This is a genomic window from Dyadobacter sandarakinus, from assembly GCF_016894445.1.
GTDB classification, from domain to species: Bacteria; Bacteroidota; Bacteroidia; order Cytophagales; family Spirosomataceae; genus Dyadobacter; species Dyadobacter sandarakinus.
In genome coordinates this window covers 5,208,033-5,228,139 of record NZ_CP056775.1, presented here as the reverse complement: position 1 = coordinate 5,228,139, position 20,107 = coordinate 5,208,033, and the positions used below count along the sequence as shown (strand labels likewise).

The window sequence follows — 20,107 nt, the reverse complement described above, 5'->3', positions numbered from 1 at the left end:
TTGTTCGGGAAATGACAGCCGAAGAATTGAGGCAGGCATTCGTGTCTGGCAATATCCTATGCATTTCCGATCCTCAGATCGCTAATGGAATTCCGCATTACCACATATTTATCAAGAAAATAGAAGGTAAATACCTGACAACCGTCTGCTGTACTTCTCAGTTTGAGAAAAATGTCGCGCATATCCGACGTGTCAGAGAAAGCCTTGACACTTTGGTCTGTATCGACCATGAAACGCCCGACAATTGGTTGCACGACTTTACCTATGTTAATTGTAATGGATACTTATCGTATACAGAAGATGAGCTGCTATTACTAAATGCCAGGCGAGATATTCCGTTTTGTGGTGTTGTCACTGCATTTGAGTTTCAAAAGATCATCCATGGATTTCTGATCAGCCGGCGTATTGATGAAGATTTTAAAGAGGAAGTTCGGGGAATGATTCGATGATCCGAGAATGTCAGGAGTCTAGACATTGGACTCCTTTTAGAATTTGATTAAATTTGAGTTTAATTGAAATTAATACAGACACTAATTTAACATTATGACACATACCCTCACTATTGAGGCGAACAATGAAGCCGATTTCGCCCTCGTTAAAGAACTTGCAAGCCGCCTTGGTCTTGCTATTAGAGAATCACATCCGAAACGCCTCACCAAAGAAGAATCATTAGCACTATTAAACAAAGTTGCCGGGAGCTGGGAAGGTCCTGAAACGGGTGATGAGATTAATGCCATGATTTACAATTCTCGTTACAGCGGAAATCGAGATGTCGAGTTATGAACCAATATTTGCTCGACACAAATATTTGCGTTCACTTGCTTAAAGACGAATACGATGTCAAAGATAAAATAAGCGATGTCGGAGTAGAATCGTGCTATCTTTCAGAAATTACCCTGGCCGAACTACTATATGGGATTGAAAACAGCTCGCCACAGCAACGACCAAAAAATCGGGAGCGGTTTGTATGGTTGGAAAACTTATTCCTTGAAAGAATAATTTCTATAAGCGCCGCACTTCACGAATTTGGCAAGCAAAAGGCACATTTGAGAAGAATTGGTCGGCCAGTTGGGGATTTTGATATTTTGATTGGAGCTACGGCGATCGTGAACGACCTTGCATTGATTACGCATAACACCCGTGATTTTAGAAATCTGAGTGAGATCCGATTGTTCGACTGGATTACATAGTGCAGATCATATAAAATACCAGCAGCAGCAAATATCAACCACGCGCCGGCCCGTCACTACGAAGCCTTCCACCTCACCGATGTCTCACCCAATTGCGTAATTAACGTCACCACCCGAAGTTGATTTGCAATGTGCATACGCATCTCCGGCGTCACATTTTCGAGGTCTTCTGTAAATAAAAAGGTTTCAATGAGCGTGTTAAGAGAATTTACGATTTCTGCACTCTTGTCCCGTTTAAAAAACTCACTCACCAGTTCATGTTGTTGACGCAGCAGAAGTGCTTCGGCTTCTGTAAATGAATCTGAGGCTTTGTTTAGATTGGATTTAATGATCATTTTGGTAGTGGTTTATAGTTGAAATTTGTAGGAAAATCCGATAAATTTTGAGCAAAAAAAATTTAGTCCGGCGTAAATAACACTTCTGTTTTCACTTCAATCTTTCCAAATTCTTCAAGAATGCTTTTCATTCGCTTTTCTGAAATACCCTGATTATAAGTGAAATCTCTCCAAGCAGTTGTCAGCTTTCCTTTTTTCACATCCGGCGGAAGGTTAGGATACATTTCTGTCAACCACCATTTGAATGCTTCTGTTACCGATGTGAATTTCTTCATTACAAAAATATAGTTTTGTAGGAAAATCCGATAAAAATTCCTGGATTTAATTTTCAAATCTAGAAAAGTTTAGGAAAATCATACAAAAAAGGAGGCTCCAGCCGGAACCTCCCTAGTTATTGCTAGTCGAATTCTTCCAATACTAAGCAATGCGGATCAAATGATTCTTCTTCCCCTTCGACACCAGCAAAAATTTGTCCTGTAAAAGACTGAATTCACTCAGCGGCTGCTCGGCGGAGGTAACTTTTACTTTATTGATACTCACTGCATTCTGCTGGATGGCGCGGCGGGCTTCGCCTTTGGAGGCATAGATTTCATTGTTCGTTACCACTGAAACCAAGTCGGTAATGTTGGTTGTTGTGTCCCAAACTTCGCGCGTAATTTCTGTTTGCGGCACGCCTGTGAAAATCGTATCAAACTCGTCCAGCGCAATGCCTTTCAACGTTTCCAGCGTCGCCTTGCCGTAGAGTACCTCGGTCGCTTTCAGTACCAGCTGGTACGCCTGCTCGCTGTGGATGCGGGCCGTGAGCTCCGAGGCCAGCGCTTTCTGCATAATCCGCAGGTGCGGCTCGGCAGCGTGGCTCACTTCCAAAGCCTCAATTTCGTCCCTGTTTTTCAATGAAAATACCCGCAGGTAACGCGGCAGGTCCTCGTCGCTCTGGTTGAGCCAAAACTGATAAAATTCGTACGGCGAGGTCCGCGCAGGATCCAGCCAGATGTTGCCGCCCTCGCTTTTCCCAAACTTCGACCCATCGGCCTTGGTCACGAGCGGGGTCGTCAGCGCGTATGCTTTGAAATAACCTTCCTCATCTCCCTCTTTCCGGCGGATGATTTCCGTACCCGTCGTAATGTTGCCCCACTGATCGGAGCCACCCATTTGCAGGCGCACGTTTTTGGTTTTATATAAATGGTAAAAATCGTATCCCTGCAAGAGCTGGTAGGAAAACTCCGTGAAAGAAATACCAGTTTCCAGCCGCTTTTTTACAGAATCTTTGGACATCATATAATTGACGCTCAAAAACTTACCTGCTTCACGCAAAAATTCAAGAAAGCCGATGTTTTTAAACCAGTCGTAATTATTAACCATCTCGGCCGAATTTTCGCCGCAGTCAAAATCAAGAAACTGTTCGAGCTGGCGGCGGATACCTTCCTGGTTTACACGCAGCGTGTCCTCATCCAGGAACGACCGCTCCGAAGCCTTGAAAGAAGGATCGCCAATCATCCCGGTTGCCCCGCCCACCAATGCGACCGGCTTGTGGCCGGCGCGCTGCAAATGCACCAGCAGCATGATCGTCGCCAGGTTACCGATGTGCAGCGAGGGGGCCGTGGGGTCAAAGCCGATATAACCCGTGGTCATCTCCTTTTTGAGTTGCTCCTCAGTTCCGGGCATCATGTCGTGCAGCATGCCCCGCCAGCGTAGTTCTTCAATAAAATCGGTATGCATTTTTAACGGGTACTAATGTTTTTTGATAGAGGCGCAAAGGTACATTTTATCATTTTCAAAAACCCCGAACAGTCCGCGGGTTTTCAGGTATCACCATGTTTATTCCTTTAAAAACCCTAATTTTAACTATCTAAAAAACCCAATCCACACGCATATGATGTTCAGGAACCTGCTCTGCACGCTTGTTTTTACGATTGCATGCTGCTGGCACTCAGCCGCCCAGAGTACCTATTGCAATCCCATGGACATTGATTATAAGTACAACTTTGAGCAGATGAACGAGGGCATTTCCTACCGCTCGGGGGCTGATCCGGTCATTATCAACCACAAAGGTGAGTACTTTCTTTTTGTCACGATTTCGGGCGGGTACTGGCATTCCAAAGACCTGCTCAACTGGAAATACCTGACGGCCAACCGCTGGCCATTTGAGGATATGTGTGCGCCGGCGGCTGTTTTGGTGCGGGATACGCTTTTTCTTTTTCAATCAACTTTCGAGTCGCGGCCTATCCTGTATTCCGTAGCTCCGGAAAAAGGGATCTGGGAGTTTTACAATCGGTGGACGCCCCGGCTGCCCAAAGATATTGGTCCGTGGGACCCTGCCCTGTTTCACGACCCTGATACCGACAAATGGTATATGTACTGGGGTTCGTCCAATGTGTATCCCATTTTCGGTTCGGAGCTCGACTACTCAAAGCGACTGGCTTTCAAGGGGCAGTATCAGGCGATGTTTTGGTTAAATCAGTACGAGCACGGCTGGGAGCGTTTCGGGCCTAACCACTCCGATCCTTTCAAACCTTTTACCGAAGGTGCGTGGATGACCAAGCACAAGGGCAGGTACTACCTGCAATATGGCGCGCCGGGCACCGAGTATAATGTGTACGCCAATGGTACTTACGTGGGCAACAGTCCGCTGGGGCCGTTTACCTATGCGCCTTACAACCCGGTTTCCTACAAGCCGGGCGGCTTTGCGACGGGTGCAGGACATGGAAATACTTTTCAGGACAATTTTGGAAATTACTGGAATACCGGTACCACCTGGATCGGCTTCAACTGGGGCATGGAGCGTCGCATTGTGATGCACCCGGCCGGGTTTGACAAAGACGGGCAAATGTTTGCCAATACACGTTTCGGCGACTTTCCGCATAAGCTGCCTTCCAAAACGTGGACGGGCAAAGCGGACGAACTGTTTGCAGGCTGGATGTTATTGTCTTATAAAAAACCGGCTGTCGCTTCTTCAACACTCGACACGATGAATGTCGCCAAAATTACCGACGAAAATCCGCGTACCTTCTGGGCAGCACGCCAGAACAAGCCCGGCGAAACGGTTACCATCGATTTACAGACTGAGCATGATATTAAGGCTGTACAGGTCAACTACGCCGACTACCGCTCCGACATTTACGACAATGACCCTGGCAAGGTGTATACCCAGTTCAAAATCCTGGTTTCGTCCGACGGCAATGCATGGAAAGAAGTGGTTGATCTTTCCCGGGAACCCAAACGTGACCGACCCTGCGCGTACGTGGAGCTGACAGCGCCCGTAAGAGCTAGGTATGTGCGGTACGAGCATGGCTACGTGGCATCGCCAAATCTGGCAATAAGCGAATTCCGGATTTTTGGGAATGGATTGGGAAAAGCTCCTGAAACGCCTGCAAAGTTCACAGCAGTACGGCAGAAAGATGAGCGCAATGCCGATCTGAAATGGGAGAAAGTGCCTGGCGCGGTCGGGTACAATGTGCTCTGGGGCATTGCACCCGACAAGCTTTATCAAACGTACCAGTTCTGGAATGATGAGCCGGATACCTTCGAGCTGCGGGCACTGAATGTGGGCGTACCGTACTACTTTGCAATTGAGGCTTTCAACGAAAATGGGGTGTCAAAAATGAGCAGCGTTATCGCTCCTCAGGAGGCATCGGCTCAGCCTCTTCCGGTAAAAAAGTAATGTCTTCGTAAATCGCAGCCACCGACATGGAGAACCCGAATTTTTCAAAAGGCACTTCGTCGGTCAGCTGAGCAAAGGTCTGATAAGTCCAGACATCACCCTGATTGGAGCGGGTGTACAACTGGACGTAACATTCATTTTGTGACACCAAAAGGTAATATTGAAGCGAGGCAATCTGCTTGTAGAGTTTGAGCTTGAATACCTGATCATAACCGGCAGAACTTTTTGACAAAACCTCGACCAGAATGCTCGGATTGCGTACGATGTAAGTACTAGCGAAATCTTCGGCAGAGCAGGTAACCATCGCATCAGGATAGCAGTAGGAGAAATTCCTAATGCATTCCACCTTTACACCTTCCGCAAAAATCTTGCAGCCCTTCGGCTTAAAAACTGCTCTTAAAAGCGTACGGACATTATCGATGATCTCATTGTGCCTCAGCGTCGTGCCCGCCATCGCGAAGATCTCCCCATCATAATATTCATGGCGGATTTCACTTTGCTCTTCGAGTTCGAGATACTCGGGTACGGTGTAGGTGTTTGTTTCCATTTGCGCTGTCCCATATGTGAAGTGTGTTTTCGTGTGAAAAAACAAAATACACATTTGTTTCACATAACAACGAAACCGATTATCCTCCGGTCGAATTCCATAAAAGCGAACTGTCGCCGTAGCTCAGGAAGCGGTAATCGTTTTCCAATGCATGGGCATAAATACGCTTCCAGTCGTCACCCACGAATGCAGCGACGAGCAAAATCAGGGTAGAGCCCGGCTGGTGGTAGTTGGTCACCAATCCTTTGCACATGCGGAATTTGTAGCCCGGAAAAATAAAAATTTCGGTTTCACCTGTCAGCGCATCCAAGTTTTCCTGGTCCATATAGAATGCAATGGATTCCAATGCTTCCCGCGTAGTGGGAAGGTCGGCTTCGTCGAAGGGATAAGGATACAGTTTTTCAATAAAAAAAGATGTCGTTTCTTTCCTGAATAACTTCACACCATACCAGTACAAACTTTCCAGCGAACGCAGCGAGGTGGTGCCGACGGCCACAATGCAGTCCTGTTTAGCCAATAAATCCCCGATGAGTTCGCGCGTAAAAACGATTTGTTCCGAATGCATTTTGTGCTCCGTGACCGTGTCCGCTTTGATAGGCTGAAAAGTGCCCGCGCCCACATGCAGGGTCAGGAAGGCTTTTTCAATACCCTTTTGCGAAAGTTTTTCAAAAACATGTTCCGTAAAGTGCAATCCCGCAGTCGGGGCAGCAACTGCTCCGTGCTGGTCGGCGTAAACCGTCTGGTAAGTTTCTGAGTCAGATTCCTCGGTGTCGCGGTTAAGGTAGGGCGGGAGCGGGATTTGCCCCAATGCTTTTACAATGTCCAGGAAAGGCACATCCGCATCCCACGACAGCCGGACTTCATTGCGCTCAAAGTCTGCGTAAGCCACAGAAAGTTCGACCGGCTGCTCATTGATATGGATATCCCTGGAAAGCACATCGCCGACTTTCCAGCGCTTTTTATTTCCGATCATGCATTCCCAGACGCAGCTGCCGCGAACGAGCATGGCATCATTAATAATGCGCGTAGGTTGCTCGGGATGCAAAAGCAGGATCTCAATCGTGGCGCCCGTCGGTTTTTGAAAATAGGCCCGCGCGGGGATCACTTTTGTATTGTTGAAAACAAGCAGTGCATGGGAAGGCAAAAAGTCGGGCAGACTGGTAAACTGGCTGTGCTGGATTTTATGATTTTGGTAAACCAGCAACTTCGACTGGTCGCGCCGGGTCAGCGGATATTTTGCGACACGTTCATCAGGCAATTCGTAGGTATAATCGCCCAATGCAATAGACTCCGCCTGCTGCAACCAATCGTTTTTCATGCAATGCATTATTCAAGTTTGTCGTCAGGCACAGGGGTCCAGAGCAGCCCAAATGGCAGCAGGAACACTCCGATCAGCAAAGCCACTCCCAAATAGAACACCCACGAAAAATCAAACACGTCAAGTTTGTACTGTGAGCTGTTGATGGTTGCGAGTGCAAACAGGCTGAACCCGGTAATGGTATTAATTACGGCGACCAGGCAGTAAAGCCAGTTCACCAGGTGCTCGCCCAGCTGCTCGGGGTATTGCGCCCATACTTTCTTTTTAAAAATAGGCAGGTGAATGGGATTAACCTTGGGCAGAGGCCTCGCAAGTCCGGCCAGACCCACATTGTTGATCAGGAAAATGCCCATTACAATGTAAAAAATGTGCTCCTTGCTGACATACCGTTCGGCCAGGCCCGATTCCGTAAAATCTACTGCTACCTGGTCGGGGAAGAGCGAGTAAGTCCATGCCAGCGCCCCTAAGACCAGCGCCAGGGACATCCAGCGCCATACTTTTATTGCAAATGTTGTAATTTTCATGAATTGTCAACCTCCCTGAGGTTTATTTCGCCACATTAAACTGGGTGCAAAATTAGGGCGGGAAGCCGCGAAAACCTAATTGACAAGGCCTATTCAGAAACCAATTGTTTTAGCATGAAAATATACACCAAGACCGGCGACAAAGGCATGACCTCGCTCATCGGCGGTACACGTTTGAGCAAGGCACATGTCAGGATTGAAGCCTACGGAACTGTCGATGAACTGAATAGCTATATTGGTCTGCTCCGCGACCAGCCCGTGAACGAACACCGGAAGGATCTGCTCAAGGAAATCCAGGACAGGCTTTTCACGATTGGCTCGCACCTGGCCTCCGAAGCGGACCAAAAGAAGCGGCCCCTGCCCGACCTGTTGGATGACGATATCAGGCTGCTGGAAAGTGAAATGGACCGGATAGATGCCCTGGTGCCTCCCCTGCGCGCATTTGTACTGCCCGGCGGACATGCATCCGTATCCTTCGGGCATGTGGCGCGGACAGTATGCCGGAGGGCGGAGCGGGCCGTAATTCATCTGCAGCAAAGCGAGGAGGTAGAGAGCATTGTCGTGCGCTACCTGAACCGACTTTCCGACTATCTTTTTATGCTTTGCAGGGCCATGACCGCAGAGCTTGGAAGCGAGGAAATTACGTGGCAACCGAGAGTATCTCCCAAAAATTAATTGTTGTGCTAAACATCAATAATTTATAAGTTAAATTATTTAAATTGCACGAAATACAAAATTCCAGGGCATCATGACAGCCGATACAATTCAGATTGAAGTTCAGCAGACATCCCAATCACGTTTGCAGGAGGTTGATTTTAACAACCTTGTTTTCGGCCGGAACATCTCCGACCACATGTTTATCGCGGAGTATCGTGACGGCCAGTGGCAGGATCTCCGGATCGTACCTTATGGCGACCTCGCTCTCAGTCCTGCCACCGCAGCGCTTCACTACGGTCAGGCGATCTTTGAAGGCATGAAAGCCTATAAGAACGAGGAAGGTGAAGTACTTCTGTTCCGCGCGATTGACAACTGGAAAAGGCTTAACAAGTCGGCGGAGAGACTTTGCATGCCTTCGATCCCGGAAGAAATCTTCATGGGCGGGCTTACCGAGCTCATCCGCCTCGATGCAGACTGGGTACCTTCCCAGGAAGGATGCTCGCTGTACATTCGCCCGTATATGTTTGCTACCGACCCGTACATTGGTGTAAAACCATCTGATTCATACTACTTTATCATTTTCACAAGTCCGGTAGGCAGCTATTATGCCAAGCCTCCGCGCGTGAAAGTGGAGACCCATTTTATCCGTGCAGCAGAAGGTGGCGTAGGCGCTACCAAATGTGCCGGCAACTATGCAGGATCCCTTTACCCGGCACGTCTTGCCCAGCAGGAAGGCTACGACCAGCTGATCTGGACGGATGCCCGTGATCATCAGTACATTGAAGAATCAGGCACCATGAACATCATGTTCATGATCGATGGCAAGCTGGTAACACCTTACGTTTCTGAAACCACGCTGGACGGCATTACGCGGAAAAGCATTGTTGACGTCGCAAAAAGCTGGGATATTCCTGTGGAAGAGCGGCGCGTATCGGTAAAGGAAATCATTGACGCCATCAAAGACGGAACGCTGGAAGCAGCTTTTGGTGCGGGTACGGCGGTGGTAATTTCTCCATTCGCGACCATCGCTTACGAAGGTGTGGATTACCAGCTTCCTGAAATCAGAGAGGATTCATTTGTCGTAAGGGTAAAAAATTACCTGACCAACCTCCGCACCGGCAAAGAAGAAGATATTTTCGGCTGGATGCTGAAAGTTTAGAATCAAGGTTGAAATCAACAGAATTACAGCCCGGACCAGATTGGTTCGGGCTGTTTTTTTTATATGAATGTGCGGGTACCGGAGTAATTATCCCTGAATTCCTTGGGCGTGCATCCGTTCTTATTTTTGAAGATGCGGTTAAAATAGGACAAGTTGTTAAAGCCGCACTTATATGCAATCTCCGAAATGGTATGGGAAGTATTGATCAGAGAACGCGAAGCGTGTCCCAGCCTGATCTCATTCAGGCTCTCGATAAAGGTTTTGCCTGTTCTTTTCTTGATAAAGCGGCTGAATGAAACTTCGGACATTCCCGCAAGCCTCGACACAATTTCAAGATTCACCTCCTTGTCATAGTTCTCGCGCATATGCGCAAATACCCGCTCAATGCGCCGGCTGTTGAAGTTAATCTGGTCCTCCGTAAAGGTTCCGTTGCTGAGTATACGCATGTTACGCGAAACCGACAGGTCGTGCAGGATCGACATCAGTTCCAGGATCGAATCAAAGCCGCTTTTCTCAACCAGCGATTTCAGGCGGGGAACAATACGGTCGATGGTATCATGCGAAAATGCGATCCCGCGTCCCGATTTTTCAAGCAGGGAGCGCAGGAAAAACAGCTGATTTCTTCTCAGAAATTTATCATCAAACAAATCCTGGTGAAACTGGACAGTGATTTCGTACACTTCGGGCATACCGTCATCCCATCTATAATTATGCGTCAGCCAGCCGTGCGGCAGGTTTTTGCCTACCAATACCAGTTCGGCACCATCAATGATCTCGGTATGGTCTCCCACGATCCGCTTTACCCCTTTTCCCCCCAGGATAAGGTTGAGCTCGTATTCTTCATGATTGTGAATTGGGAAGTCGAAGATTGTTTTCTTTCTTGCAAAAATCGTAAAGCAATCGTACTGCGTGAGGGGCGTGATTTCACGGTAAACCTGGTTCATAACAAATCGGCTTGCTGGGTTGGGGTGCAAAATCTGTAAAAGTATTATTCGATAGCGCTTGTATTAGGACTAATAATCAACCGGAAACTACAAATATTAGGAAAATGTAGCGGTATAACACAAATAAATCTATTAATTTATCAATCACCTTGTACTCAACCTGCCAGTATCAACTCATACATGGATAAAAAAATACTACCTCCGCTTCCTCAGGCGGTCCATGCTGACGACCATCCCGTGGCTGCCCGCCGCTATCGCTCCCGCCCTCTTTCTGCATGAAGCTGCAAGCATTCGACCTGGCTGTTATCATTCTCTACCTCGCACTGGTCACGCTGATCGGACTGGTTTTAAAAAAACAAGCTCAGCGCAGTAAAAACGACTATTTGCTGGGTGGCAAATCCATGCCCTACTGGATGCTCGGCATTTCCAATGCATCGGGCATGTTTGACATTTCGGGTACCAGCTGGATGGTGGCCATGATGTTTGTCTACGGCTTAAAGAGTGTGTGGCTGCCCTGGCTATGGCCGGTTTTCAATCAGATATTCATGATGGTTTACCTCTCCGTTTGGCTGAGGCGATCCAATGCATCCACGGGTGCCGAGTGGATGGAAACCCGGTTTGGCAAAGCAGGCGGGGACAGGCTTGCACACCATGTAATCGTTATTTTTGCGCTTTTAAGCTGCCTGAGCATGATGGCCTACGGCTTCATAGGACTGGGCAAGTTCCTGGAAATATTTATTCCCTGGACGCTGGTGAAGAGCCTCCTCCCCTGGCTGCCTGTATCCGAGCAGTATGCAGCTCATGTTTATGGCGTTCTTTTTACCCTCTTTACGGTCGCATATTCCATGCTCGGCGGCATGAAAAGCATTGTATGGGTAGACCTGATCCATTATGGCATTATGGTTGTTGTGTCGGCTTCCATTGCGTGGATAGCGTGGCACGAGCTGGGCAATGCCGGCAGGTTACCTGTGCCCGAAGGCTGGTACAACCCTTTTTTCGGCTGGGAGCTGGACATGCACTGGACCGGCTACCTGGAACTGGTCAACCGGAAGATCGAGCGCAACGGTTTTTCTCCGTTCGGGTATTTTTTTACATTGATGGCTGCCAAAGGAATCCTGGCCAGCCTTGCCGGACCTGCCCCTACCTACGATATGCAGAAAATCCTTTCAGCCCGTTCACCCCGTGAGGCAGCCCTGATGAGCATGTTTGTAAATGTGGTGCTGCTTCCGACACGCTACCTGATGATTATCGGCATTACGGTCCTGGGACTTTTGTTTTTCCAAAAACTGCACCTGCAATCCAATGGTCAGATTGACTTTGAACGTATCCTGCCTGCGGTCCTCAATCTTTATGTTCCGCCCGGACTGCTCGGCCTGGTACTGGTGGGTTTGATGGGTGCATTTATGGGCACATTTGCAGGAACATTCAATGCTGCGCAGGCTTATATGGTAAATGATATTTATCTTAAACGAAAACCAGACGCTACCAACCGCCAGATCAGCCGGATGAATTACCTGCTGGGACTTGTCGTAGTGAGCATCAGTATACTGCTGGGGATTTTTATGCAGGATGTAAACAGTGCATTGCAATGGATCGTATCGGCTTTGTTCGGAGGGTTTGTGGCGGCCAACGTCCTGAAATGGCACTGGTGGCGGCTCAACAGCTTTGGCTTTTTTTGTGGTATGCTGGCAGGTATACTCGCTGCGATGGCCGGTCCCTACCTTTTTCCCGGTATGCTTCCGCTGTTTTATTTTCCTGTGATACTGGTTATTTCTCTGGCAGCATCCGTAGCCGGATCGCTCCTTACTAAGCCCACAGACAGGCAGGTATTACGCTGTTTTTACAAAAACATCCGTCCATGGGGATTCTGGAAGCCTGTCCGGGATGAAGTAATGCAGGAAGACAAGCACTTCGTACCGGATTCAAACTTTAAACGGGATGCCTGGAACATTGTGATTGGCATAATAGCACAAACTTGCATCACCAGCGTGCCTATATTTCTGGTGCTCAGGCTTTATCCGCAGACACTCCTCGCAGTCCTGATTTTACTTGGCTGCGCTGCCATTTTACGTAATACCTGGTATGCGCATCTTCCCAGATCATAACCGGCATTACATCGGAGGTACCTGGATGATCAAATCAGATCAGGAAGGTACACGTATATGACACTCCGTTCAATTGTATTAAAATAATCCCTCTTTGTGTTAATCGAAGAGGTCTGGCAAAAGTGCCATTTCTGCTTCAAAAAAGCCATATTTAGAGTAGATCACACGCTTGTCAATTCACCGGAACGTCAACAATGTGTTATTTTTAGATAAAAAAGCATTATATCTTGATGCCGTTTGATTAGGTATATTTGACTAAAATTTAGCATTATTCCTTTTCAAATTTTAGTTAACCCAACAGTAAACAGAACTGTATGAAAAAAAATGTACTACTAAACATGTTGGTACTGCTATGTCTCTGCTTCACCCGAAGCTTTGCCCAGGAGATGACGGTATCGGGAAAAGTCAGTGAAGCGTCCGGCACTGAAATTGCCGGCGTGAACGTCGTCGTAAAAGGTACTACCCGCGGTACAAGCACCAATGATAAGGGGGAGTACACGATTACCGTCGAAAAAGGAAAAACCCTTACGTTCAGCTACATTGGCTACGTGACCAAAGAAGTGGTCGCCAATGCCAGCATTCTCAACATTTCCCTTGCTCCTGAAGCCACTGCCCTGAATGAAGTCGTGGTCACAGCCCTCGGTATTGCCCGGGATAAGAGAGCGCTGGCGTACTCTATCACCGAAGTAGCAGGCAGCAACATGACTGCCGCCCGCGAAGCAAACCTGGGAAATGCACTGGCTGGCCGCGTAGCTGGTGTGAATGTAAGCAAGATCGCTTCGGGCCCGGCAGGATCTTCGCGTGTGATCATCCGCGGGAACAAATCATTGCAGGGTGCCAACCAGCCGCTGTACGTAATTGACGGGATTCCGATGGATAACAACAACTTCGGTCAGGCAGGTCTCTGGGGCGGATCTGACGAAGGGGACGGACTTTCCAGTATCAACCCGGATGACATCGAGTCGGTAACTGTACTGAAAGGTGCGAATGCTGCTGCGCTTTATGGTTCGCGTGCGGCAAATGGTGTTATCAACGTCACTACCAAACGCGGAACCAAGCGGAAAGGGATTGGTGTGGAATTCGGGTCAAACTATGTTTTTGAAAAACTGAATGATCTTTCTGATCTGCAGCATTCCTATGGGAGCGGTTCTTACGCAAATGGCGTAGCTTCTAAACCGACTAACCTAAGCCAGGCATATGAATGGGGTGACGACTCCTGGGGACCTCGCTATGATAACAGCCAGGTGATTGGCTTTGATGGCAAAATGCGCCCGTATGCTTACCAGGGTGATAATTTCTCGCGCTTTTACAAGACTGGACATGCAATCACCAATAACCTTGCATTCTCCGGCGGTAATGAAAACCAGAACTTCCGTGCATCTGTTACGGACCTGAGAAGCTCGACGATCCTTCCCAATTCCGGCTATGACCGTACCAACCTTTCCCTCTCAACCAATTCCAAATTCGGCAAAAGGCTGACACTGGATGCGAAAGTCCTTTATTCGGAAGAAAAAGCGAAAAACCGGCCTAACGTATCTGACTCCCCGGGTAATGCGATCCAGTCCGTTTGGCGTACGCCCGGCAACTACAACATCCTGGATTATTACGGCGATCCTAACAAGCCGGGTGCGATTCCGGTTGGAACCGATGCTACCAGTCTCGGCCTCTATGGAAAGCAGGTGGGCGAGGAATTTCAGCAGGCAAACAACAACTGGGGCCAGAATCCATATTGGGTAACGCATCAGTTTATCAAAACCGACAACAAAAACAGGCTCATCTCTTCCGGTTCATTGAAATACCAGCTTACTGACTGGCTGTATGTACAGGGCCGGGTGGGAATTGACAAATACACCCGCCGCGGCGAATCCCTCACACCTGAGGGTACCGGCTACCAGCGTGGCGGCGCACGGAGTATGGGAACCTGGAGTGTGCAGGAGATCAATGCAGAGTACACCATCGGCTTTAATAAAGAATTCGGCAAAGTAGGTGTTACTGCATTCGGAGGCGGAAACCGGATGAGAAGAAAGTATGATTTCGTCAATATTTATGGTAACGGTTTCAACGTACAATTCTTTGAAGCCATCAATAACGTAAAAGGCAAAACGTGGGACTACAACTTTGATGAAAGCGGCATTAACTCACTTTTCGGATCGGCGGAGGTCTCCTATGACGGCTACCTGTTCCTGACTGCTACGGCACGTAATGACTGGTTTTCCGTACTGAACCCCAAGACAAACAGCATTCTGTACCCGTCGATCGGTGCTAGCTTCGTATTTACCGATGCATTCAAAAACATGCCGTCATGGCTGTCGTTCGGAAAAGTACGTGCATCGTGGGCACAGGCTGGTATTGCATCCATCGGAGCATACCAAACCAACCTGACCTACTCGCTGAATGGAAATCCGCACCTCGGCTATGCCATGGCGTCGTTCTCTCAGGCTATGGGCAACGGAGGTAACATCCCCAATCCAAACCTGAAACCTGCAACCTCCACGGAGACTGAAATGGGTATTGAGTTCCGATTGTTCAACAACAAACTGGGTGTTGATTTCAGCTACTATGACCAGCAAACCACAGACGATATCCTGAATGCTACCATCTCACGCGCAAGCGGTTTCGGAAGTACGTCGGTAAACCTGGGCAAGCTGCAAAACCGGGGTATTGAGCTCCTGATCACCGGAACACCATTCAAATCCAACAACCTGAGCTGGGACGTAACCCTGAACATCGCCAAAAACAATAACAAGGTCAAAGAACTGATCCCGGGAACTAACGAGCTGGTGATGGAAGAACCGCGTACCCGTAATGCCTACATCAAAAACATTGTGGGACAACCTTTCGGGATGATCACCGGCCGCGTGCAGAAACTTTCACCGGATGGCCAGCCTGTGTTCTATGCTGACGGCCGGCCGGTCGGTTCAGCAGGTTATGAAGTGATCGGAAACGGTATTGCTAAACTCACAGGTGGTTTAACTAATGCATTCAACTACAAAGGCGTTGATCTTTCGTTTCTGGTTGACTTCAAATGGGGCGGCGACATCCTTTCGGGTACCAACATGCGTCTGACGCAATGGGGATTGAGCCAGCAATCGCTTCAAGGCCGCGACGGCGAAGCTCCGCTGACGATCAGTGGTGTGACGCAGGTAGGTACCGAGTACCAGCCGATTAACAAAACGCTTACTCCGCGCGAAGCATACGACTACTGGCAGTCGGTAGGTGGAGAAGCGGATGCGATTACACCCATGTACCTGTATGATGCCTCGTTTATCAAACTGAGACAACTTACGCTGGGCTATTCATTCCCGAAAAGGATGCTTGCCAAAACTCCGCTACAAAGCCTTTCACTCTCATTTGTAGGTCGTAACCTGGGTATTTTGTTTAAAAACATCCCTAACGTAGATCCTGAATCGACTTACTCGAACGGAAACTCACAAGGTTTCGACTACTTCGGTTTTCCTTCTACACGCAGCTACGGTTTCAACTTGAGAGTATCCTTCTAATTGACAGAACATGAAAAATTTGACAAAATACCTTAAATACGGATTGGCAGCAGTGCTTGTAACAGGTTGCGATACAAAGGAACTGCACGATCTCAACATCAACCCTCAGGCTTTGAATGAAGTAAATCTCAACTTGCTTTTCACTTCGGTGGAGCTGGGCCTGGCATCCAATGGTACCACGGGCGATAACCGCTACATCGACTGGCGGACCAACATCGGCTGGTGCGGCTATGCGATCCAGCAGCTGGCCAGCTCGGGCGGAGGGATTTCTCCGGGAGACAAGTACACCGTCAATGCAGAGACCAATGCAGCTCCATTTGAATTTATTTACAATGACCAGCTGAAAAACCTGGCCGAAATTCTGAAACAATCCGGTCCCGGCGGCTTTGCAGAAGGTAAATATGTGAACCTGCGCCAGATCTCCCGCATAATTCGTGCATTCAGCTATGCGAGGCTGGCGGATTATTACGGAAACATTCCTTACTCGGAAGCCAACAAGGGTACGGACGGTATTTTCTTTCCAAAGTACGACACCCAGGAATTTGTATATACCGACGTCCTTAAAGAGCTAGATGAAGCAACCAGCGCGCTCAATGCTTCCAATGGAGACGAAGGACTTGCCGCTGCGGATTTCATTTACAAAGGGGATCTTGCAAAATGGAAGAAATTCGGATTTTCTGTCATGCTCCGTCTGGCAATGCGCATCTCCAATGTGGATGCTGCAAAAGCGGCCACGTATGTAACCAAAGCAGCAGCCGGCGGCGTGTTCACGAGCAATGCTGACAACATGTGGGTACAAATGGCCGACGGTCCGAGCGAGTGGGTGAACCAGAATGGTATTTCCCGCGCATTTGATCCGGGCGATGGTGGCCAGCCTTCCTACCTGAGCGCCACATTGGTGGACTTCCTGAAAGGTACCAACAAAAATGCCGTGGCCGACGACGATCCGCGCCTGATGATCATCAGCGGTGGTATCGGTGACTGGACAACCGCCGGCTTTACGCCCATCACAGTGGATCCATTGAAACAAAAAGGGATGCCCAATGGTTACGATCTGGCCATGCTGGCGGAGCTTGAAAAGAACGATAAACTGGAAGTGGGAAAAACCTACTCCCGCATCAATGTAAAAATGCTTCAGGATTCTGATCCGTATATGATCATGAACTATGGCGAAGTGGAACTCCTTCTGGCGGAGGCATTGGAGCGCAAGATTGGTACGGGCATTGCAGGAACTGCCAAGTCGCACTACGAAGCAGGTGTAAAGGCTTCCATGCAGATGTATACTCCCTACGATGCTTCGCTCACGGTTTCGGATGCTGCGGTAACAACTTACCTGACTACCTATCAGTATGGAGGCACAAAACCTGCACTCGAAATGATCGGGGAACAGCTTTGGGTCAACAAATTCTTCAACTGGTGGGAAGCATGGTCGGACTGGAGACGTACCGGCTACCCTAAACTTACCCCTACCAATTATCCGGGCAATGTAACCGGCGGCACCATCCCGGTACGCCTGAGATACCCGACCAATGAGGTGGCCGGTAACCCCAACTATCAAACCGGCGCTACCCTGCCGGATGATTTTACGACCAAGGTCTGGTGGGATAAATGATGTGTCCGGAGTGTTAAAATCAGTAGATATAAATCAGAAGATGCCCCGAATATTTTGGGGCATCTTTTTGTTTTTTATCCTAATTTTGAGGTCAGCCACTTTATTTCAAATAACATATTTATGGTGCAGTCATTCAGCAAAACAGCCGAAAAAGACGTTGTTTTCGACAAAATACAACAGTTTATAGACGAACAGGGATTTACCGTAGTGGCCAAAGATCACTCCCGCCCGTGGGGTGGTTTTTTTGTCATTGAAGAAAGTGAAGCCCCTACATTCATATCCACGTTTTTTCCGCATTTATCCCTGGAAGACTTTGCAGGCTATGAAAAACTGAGCCCGAAGATCCTTGTAGTGGCACCCAATAAGCGTTTGTCGTGGCAATATCATCACCGCCGGGCCGAAATCTGGAAGGTGATCGGGGGCAATGCCGGCATTGTCATCAGCGATACGGACGAAGAAACGCAACTACAGCAACTTCCGATCGGCACGGTGATCGAACTTTCCAAAGGCAAGCGCCACCGCCTGGTCGGTGTAGATGAATGGGGTGTCGTAGCCGAGATCTGGCAGCATACCGATCCCGCAAGCCCTTCCGACGAAGACGATATTGTTCGGGTTCAGGATGATTTTGGCAGGTAATACTAGACAAGTTAAATTCAACATCCCATGAAATTCGGAAAGGTCGACGATACAAGCCTTATTGACTTTACTCTGCCGGCAGATGCATTGGAAAATACGCGGATTCTGACAGCGGGCAGCAAGCCGGTAAAACCCGAAATCTTTGTCGGTTGTGCCAAATGGAACAAAACCGACCTGAAGAATTTCTATCCGAAAGGAACCAAGGATGAACTTACCTACTATTCAAGCCAGTTCAACAGCATTGAGCTGAATGCTACTTTTTACAACAACTTCCCGGTCGAAACGATAGCCTCGTGGTACAGCAAGACGCCGGCCCATTTCAGATTTTTCCCTAAGCTCCACCAGGCAATCAGCCACTGGAAGCGACTGAAAGATGCCGGGGCTCCTACCGACCTATACCTGGACGGGATCGCACATCTGCAGGACAAGCTGGGTATGCTTTTCCTGCAGATGCCCGATAACTTTGCGCCAAAAAACTGGGACATACTCAAAGAGTATATCCAGAGCTGGCCTTCCGGCTTTCCACTTGCTCTCGAACTCCGCCATACCGACTGGTACAACGGTTCGTTTGACAATCAGGAACTGTTTGCATTACTGGAAGAAAAGCGGATCGCGCATGTCATCACCGATTCGGCGGGCCGGCGTGACCTACTGCATATGCGGCTCACCAGCCCCGTAGCATTTGTGCGCTACAATGGTGCGAATGTGGATTCAGACTATACCCGGCTGGATGACTGGTTTGAACGTTTGAGAAGCTGGACTGCGCAGGGCATTGAGAAAATTTACTTTTTTGTGCATCAGAATCATGAAGAAGCCTCGCCCCTGCTATCGGCTTACCTGATCAAAAAGTTTAACGAACACCTGAATGCCGACCTGGGCATTCCACTCACGGTGTCTGCTGCAAAGGCGCAGCAGCTTGCCTGAAAAGCTTACCGCAACAGCACAGCCTCTCCCTGGCGGGGAAATATCAGCTTTACTTTCAAGTGGTTGTCAGCTGCAAGTTCCTGCCTGATAATACCCTCATTCTTGCCGGCAGGTTTGATATGGGTTACAATGACAGGAAGTCCTTTCAGCAACTCCTGCCCGGCCAGGTCTGCGAGCACCTGCAACTCCTGCATAAACCACCTGGGTGTAAGATGCCCGTAGAGCTTGCTGTCGGGCTGGGCATTGGGGTACGACACTTCCAGGAAAACACCTTTGAGCCTGCCTGCTTTCAACAAGGGAGCTGCGGCATCCCAAACCTTTTTCATCCGGCCTTTACCTTCGATAACATCAGGACCAGTATCTCCAAAATATAAGAGGTATTCATCCTGATGACGGACGAGAAATGCCGCGCTCTCGTAGGGTTCCGTATGGCTCAGGCGAAACGGTGTGACCTGCATGCCGGTGCCCGGTACTGCGATTTCCTGCGCTTCCGTAAGCGTTTCGTACCGGAACTTGTTCAATGCAGGTAATGCCCCTGCAGATGTCAGATTGGGCCAGCTCTGCCAGTTGAAATAATGATCGCGCAAAGTATTAATGCATGCCGGAAAACCGTAAACCGACTTGGCAGTATCCTCTACCGAAGTCACGATCATACCCGATACATGGTCCAGGTGCGGGTGGGAAATGAAGTAGGCTTTGAGATACTGCTTAAGAACAGCCTGTGCAGGAATCTTGAAAACACCTTGCTGCACGGCTTTTTGAATGCCTCCGCTGACGGTACCGGCGTCCAGACATATATATTCCGACGATCGGGCCGGTGCCACCATATACGCCGACAGGTTTCCGTCATCTACCCCACCTTTTACGCCCAAAGGAACCACCCTAAAACCTTTCTGCGCATAGGCGCCGGCGCTGCTCGTAAAAAACAGGCATAGCAGGATCAGCCGGGATCGCAGTCGGAACTGCCTCATGCAGGAATAATTATTTAACATCTT

General features: G+C 48.7%; 19 protein-coding genes. 11 read left to right on the top strand and 8 right to left on the bottom strand.

Annotated elements, in window-relative coordinates; genetic code table 11:
• The first annotated feature begins 11 nt into the window (after nucleotides 1-11).
• The 3 genes from HWI92_RS21585 to HWI92_RS21575 all read left to right on the top strand — a co-directional run bounded on the left by HWI92_RS21585 (nucleotide 12) and on the right by HWI92_RS21575 (nucleotide 1,190).
• Nucleotides 12-449: a hypothetical protein gene (locus HWI92_RS21585; RefSeq protein WP_204659153.1), complete on the top strand. Its 438-nt coding sequence runs from the start codon at nucleotides 12-14 to the stop codon at nucleotides 447-449.
• Between the two features lie 94 nt (nucleotides 450-543).
• Nucleotides 544-783, top strand: coding sequence for a hypothetical protein (locus HWI92_RS21580; protein ID WP_204659151.1), 240 nt, complete (start codon nucleotides 544-546; stop codon nucleotides 781-783).
• Nucleotides 780-1,190: a PIN domain-containing protein gene (locus HWI92_RS21575; RefSeq protein WP_204659149.1), complete on the top strand. Its 411-nt coding sequence runs from the start codon at nucleotides 780-782 to the stop codon at nucleotides 1,188-1,190. The genes HWI92_RS21580 and HWI92_RS21575 overlap by 4 nt, the downstream gene beginning before the upstream one ends.
• A 56-nt stretch (nucleotides 1,191-1,246) precedes the next feature.
• Here HWI92_RS21575 and HWI92_RS21570 read toward each other — a convergent pair whose 3' ends face one another.
• The 3 genes from HWI92_RS21570 to tyrS all read right to left on the bottom strand — a co-directional run bounded on the left by HWI92_RS21570 (nucleotide 1,247) and on the right by tyrS (nucleotide 3,244).
• Nucleotides 1,247-1,525, bottom strand: a complete 279-nt coding sequence (locus HWI92_RS21570; protein ID WP_204659147.1) for a hypothetical protein — start codon at nucleotides 1,523-1,525, stop codon at nucleotides 1,247-1,249.
• 62 nt (nucleotides 1,526-1,587) lie between these two features.
• Entirely contained in the window at nucleotides 1,588-1,800 is a 213-nt protein-coding gene (locus HWI92_RS21565) for a hypothetical protein (RefSeq protein WP_204659144.1), read from the bottom strand.
• 142 nt (nucleotides 1,801-1,942) lie between these two features.
• A complete protein-coding gene (tyrS, locus tag HWI92_RS21560; RefSeq protein ID WP_204659142.1) occupies nucleotides 1,943-3,244 on the bottom strand; it encodes a tyrosine--tRNA ligase in 1,302 nt (433 codons plus the stop codon).
• Between the two features lie 157 nt (nucleotides 3,245-3,401).
• Between tyrS and HWI92_RS21555 the strand changes: the two genes are divergently transcribed.
• The gene (locus tag HWI92_RS21555) at nucleotides 3,402-5,186 is read left to right on the top strand and encodes a family 43 glycosylhydrolase (protein ID WP_374757908.1); all 1,785 of its coding nucleotides are present in this window, start codon (nucleotides 3,402-3,404) and stop codon (nucleotides 5,184-5,186) included.
• Here HWI92_RS21555 and HWI92_RS21550 read toward each other — a convergent pair.
• The 3 genes from HWI92_RS21550 to HWI92_RS21540 all read right to left on the bottom strand — a co-directional run bounded on the left by HWI92_RS21550 (nucleotide 5,137) and on the right by HWI92_RS21540 (nucleotide 7,575).
• Nucleotides 5,137-5,733, bottom strand: coding sequence for a Uma2 family endonuclease (locus HWI92_RS21550; RefSeq protein ID WP_204659138.1), 597 nt, complete (start codon nucleotides 5,731-5,733; stop codon nucleotides 5,137-5,139). The two genes, HWI92_RS21555 and HWI92_RS21550, sit on opposite strands and share 50 nt — an antisense overlap.
• A gap of 79 nt (nucleotides 5,734-5,812) precedes the next feature.
• On the bottom strand, nucleotides 5,813-7,051 hold the full coding sequence (locus HWI92_RS21545) for an S-adenosylmethionine:tRNA ribosyltransferase-isomerase (protein WP_204659136.1): 1,239 nt from the start codon (nucleotides 7,049-7,051) through the stop codon (nucleotides 5,813-5,815).
• An 8-nt stretch (nucleotides 7,052-7,059) separates the two neighbouring features.
• Nucleotides 7,060-7,575 carry a hypothetical protein gene (locus HWI92_RS21540; protein WP_204659134.1) on the bottom strand — a complete coding sequence of 172 codons (516 nt, stop codon included), beginning with the start codon at nucleotides 7,573-7,575 and terminating at the stop codon, nucleotides 7,060-7,062.
• Nucleotides 7,576-7,689: 114 nt separating this feature from the next.
• On the opposite strand from HWI92_RS21540, the gene HWI92_RS21535 reads away from it, so the two are divergent.
• Complete coding sequence (locus tag HWI92_RS21535) at nucleotides 7,690-8,250, top strand: cob(I)yrinic acid a,c-diamide adenosyltransferase (protein ID WP_204659132.1); 561 nt, start codon at nucleotides 7,690-7,692, stop codon at nucleotides 8,248-8,250.
• Between the two features lie 73 nt (nucleotides 8,251-8,323).
• Nucleotides 8,324-9,391, top strand: coding sequence for a branched-chain amino acid aminotransferase (locus HWI92_RS21530; RefSeq protein ID WP_204659130.1), 1,068 nt, complete (start codon nucleotides 8,324-8,326; stop codon nucleotides 9,389-9,391).
• Nucleotides 9,392-9,450: 59 nt separating this feature from the next.
• Here the strand turns inward: HWI92_RS21530 and HWI92_RS21525 are convergent, their stop codons facing one another.
• Entirely contained in the window at nucleotides 9,451-10,335 is an 885-nt protein-coding gene (locus tag HWI92_RS21525) for an AraC family transcriptional regulator (RefSeq protein WP_204659128.1), read from the bottom strand.
• 275 nt (nucleotides 10,336-10,610) lie between these two features.
• On the opposite strand from HWI92_RS21525, the gene HWI92_RS21520 reads away from it, so the two are divergent.
• The 5 genes from HWI92_RS21520 (at nucleotide 10,611) to HWI92_RS21500 (ending at nucleotide 19,112) form a co-directional block, all read left to right on the top strand.
• Nucleotides 10,611-12,440, top strand: a complete 1,830-nt coding sequence (locus HWI92_RS21520) for a sodium:solute symporter family protein (RefSeq protein WP_204659126.1) — start codon at nucleotides 10,611-10,613, stop codon at nucleotides 12,438-12,440.
• Between the two features lie 314 nt (nucleotides 12,441-12,754).
• On the top strand, nucleotides 12,755-15,940 hold the full coding sequence (locus HWI92_RS21515) for a SusC/RagA family TonB-linked outer membrane protein (protein WP_204659124.1): 3,186 nt from the start codon (nucleotides 12,755-12,757) through the stop codon (nucleotides 15,938-15,940).
• A 10-nt stretch (nucleotides 15,941-15,950) separates the two neighbouring features.
• Complete coding sequence (locus HWI92_RS21510) at nucleotides 15,951-17,552, top strand: SusD/RagB family nutrient-binding outer membrane lipoprotein (RefSeq protein WP_204659122.1); 1,602 nt, start codon at nucleotides 15,951-15,953, stop codon at nucleotides 17,550-17,552.
• A gap of 120 nt (nucleotides 17,553-17,672) precedes the next feature.
• Nucleotides 17,673-18,188 (top strand): cupin domain-containing protein, encoded by a 516-nt coding sequence (locus HWI92_RS21505; protein WP_204659120.1) that lies wholly within the window; start codon nucleotides 17,673-17,675, stop codon nucleotides 18,186-18,188.
• Nucleotides 18,189-18,215: 27 nt separating this feature from the next.
• A complete protein-coding gene (locus HWI92_RS21500; RefSeq protein ID WP_204659118.1) occupies nucleotides 18,216-19,112 on the top strand; it encodes a DUF72 domain-containing protein in 897 nt (298 codons plus the stop codon).
• Nucleotides 19,113-19,117: 5 nt separating this feature from the next.
• Here HWI92_RS21500 and HWI92_RS21495 read toward each other — a convergent pair whose 3' ends face one another.
• Nucleotides 19,118-20,083, bottom strand: coding sequence for an MBL fold metallo-hydrolase (locus tag HWI92_RS21495; protein WP_229248439.1), 966 nt, complete (start codon nucleotides 20,081-20,083; stop codon nucleotides 19,118-19,120).
• Nucleotides 20,084-20,107: the final 24 nt, after the last annotated feature.

Excerpts from the sequence above, each read along its gene's own strand:
- HWI92_RS21585 (WP_204659153.1), top strand. The coding sequence starts at position 12 with ATGACAGCCGAAGAATTGAGGCAGGCATTCGTGTCTGGCAATATCCTA.
- HWI92_RS21580 (WP_204659151.1), top strand. The coding sequence starts at position 544 with ATGACACATACCCTCACTATTGAGGCGAACAATGAAGCCGATTTCGCC.
- HWI92_RS21575 (WP_204659149.1), top strand. The coding sequence starts at position 780 with ATGAACCAATATTTGCTCGACACAAATATTTGCGTTCACTTGCTTAAA.
- HWI92_RS21570 (WP_204659147.1), bottom strand. The coding sequence starts at position 1,525 with ATGATCATTAAATCCAATCTAAACAAAGCCTCAGATTCATTTACAGAA.
- HWI92_RS21565 (WP_204659144.1), bottom strand. The coding sequence starts at position 1,800 with ATGAAGAAATTCACATCGGTAACAGAAGCATTCAAATGGTGGTTGACA.
- tyrS (WP_204659142.1), bottom strand. The coding sequence starts at position 3,244 with ATGCATACCGATTTTATTGAAGAACTACGCTGGCGGGGCATGCTGCAC.
- HWI92_RS21555 (WP_374757908.1), top strand. The coding sequence starts at position 3,402 with ATGTTCAGGAACCTGCTCTGCACGCTTGTTTTTACGATTGCATGCTGC.
- HWI92_RS21550 (WP_204659138.1), bottom strand. The coding sequence starts at position 5,733 with ATGGAAACAAACACCTACACCGTACCCGAGTATCTCGAACTCGAAGAG.
- HWI92_RS21545 (WP_204659136.1), bottom strand. The coding sequence starts at position 7,051 with ATGAAAAACGATTGGTTGCAGCAGGCGGAGTCTATTGCATTGGGCGAT.
- HWI92_RS21540 (WP_204659134.1), bottom strand. The coding sequence starts at position 7,575 with ATGAAAATTACAACATTTGCAATAAAAGTATGGCGCTGGATGTCCCTG.
- HWI92_RS21535 (WP_204659132.1), top strand. The coding sequence starts at position 7,690 with ATGAAAATATACACCAAGACCGGCGACAAAGGCATGACCTCGCTCATC.
- HWI92_RS21530 (WP_204659130.1), top strand. The coding sequence starts at position 8,324 with ATGACAGCCGATACAATTCAGATTGAAGTTCAGCAGACATCCCAATCA.
- HWI92_RS21525 (WP_204659128.1), bottom strand. The coding sequence starts at position 10,335 with ATGAACCAGGTTTACCGTGAAATCACGCCCCTCACGCAGTACGATTGC.
- HWI92_RS21520 (WP_204659126.1), top strand. The coding sequence starts at position 10,611 with ATGAAGCTGCAAGCATTCGACCTGGCTGTTATCATTCTCTACCTCGCA.
- HWI92_RS21515 (WP_204659124.1), top strand. The coding sequence starts at position 12,755 with ATGAAAAAAAATGTACTACTAAACATGTTGGTACTGCTATGTCTCTGC.
- HWI92_RS21510 (WP_204659122.1), top strand. The coding sequence starts at position 15,951 with ATGAAAAATTTGACAAAATACCTTAAATACGGATTGGCAGCAGTGCTT.
- HWI92_RS21505 (WP_204659120.1), top strand. The coding sequence starts at position 17,673 with ATGGTGCAGTCATTCAGCAAAACAGCCGAAAAAGACGTTGTTTTCGAC.
- HWI92_RS21500 (WP_204659118.1), top strand. The coding sequence starts at position 18,216 with ATGAAATTCGGAAAGGTCGACGATACAAGCCTTATTGACTTTACTCTG.
- HWI92_RS21495 (WP_229248439.1), bottom strand. The coding sequence starts at position 20,083 with ATGAGGCAGTTCCGACTGCGATCCCGGCTGATCCTGCTATGCCTGTTT.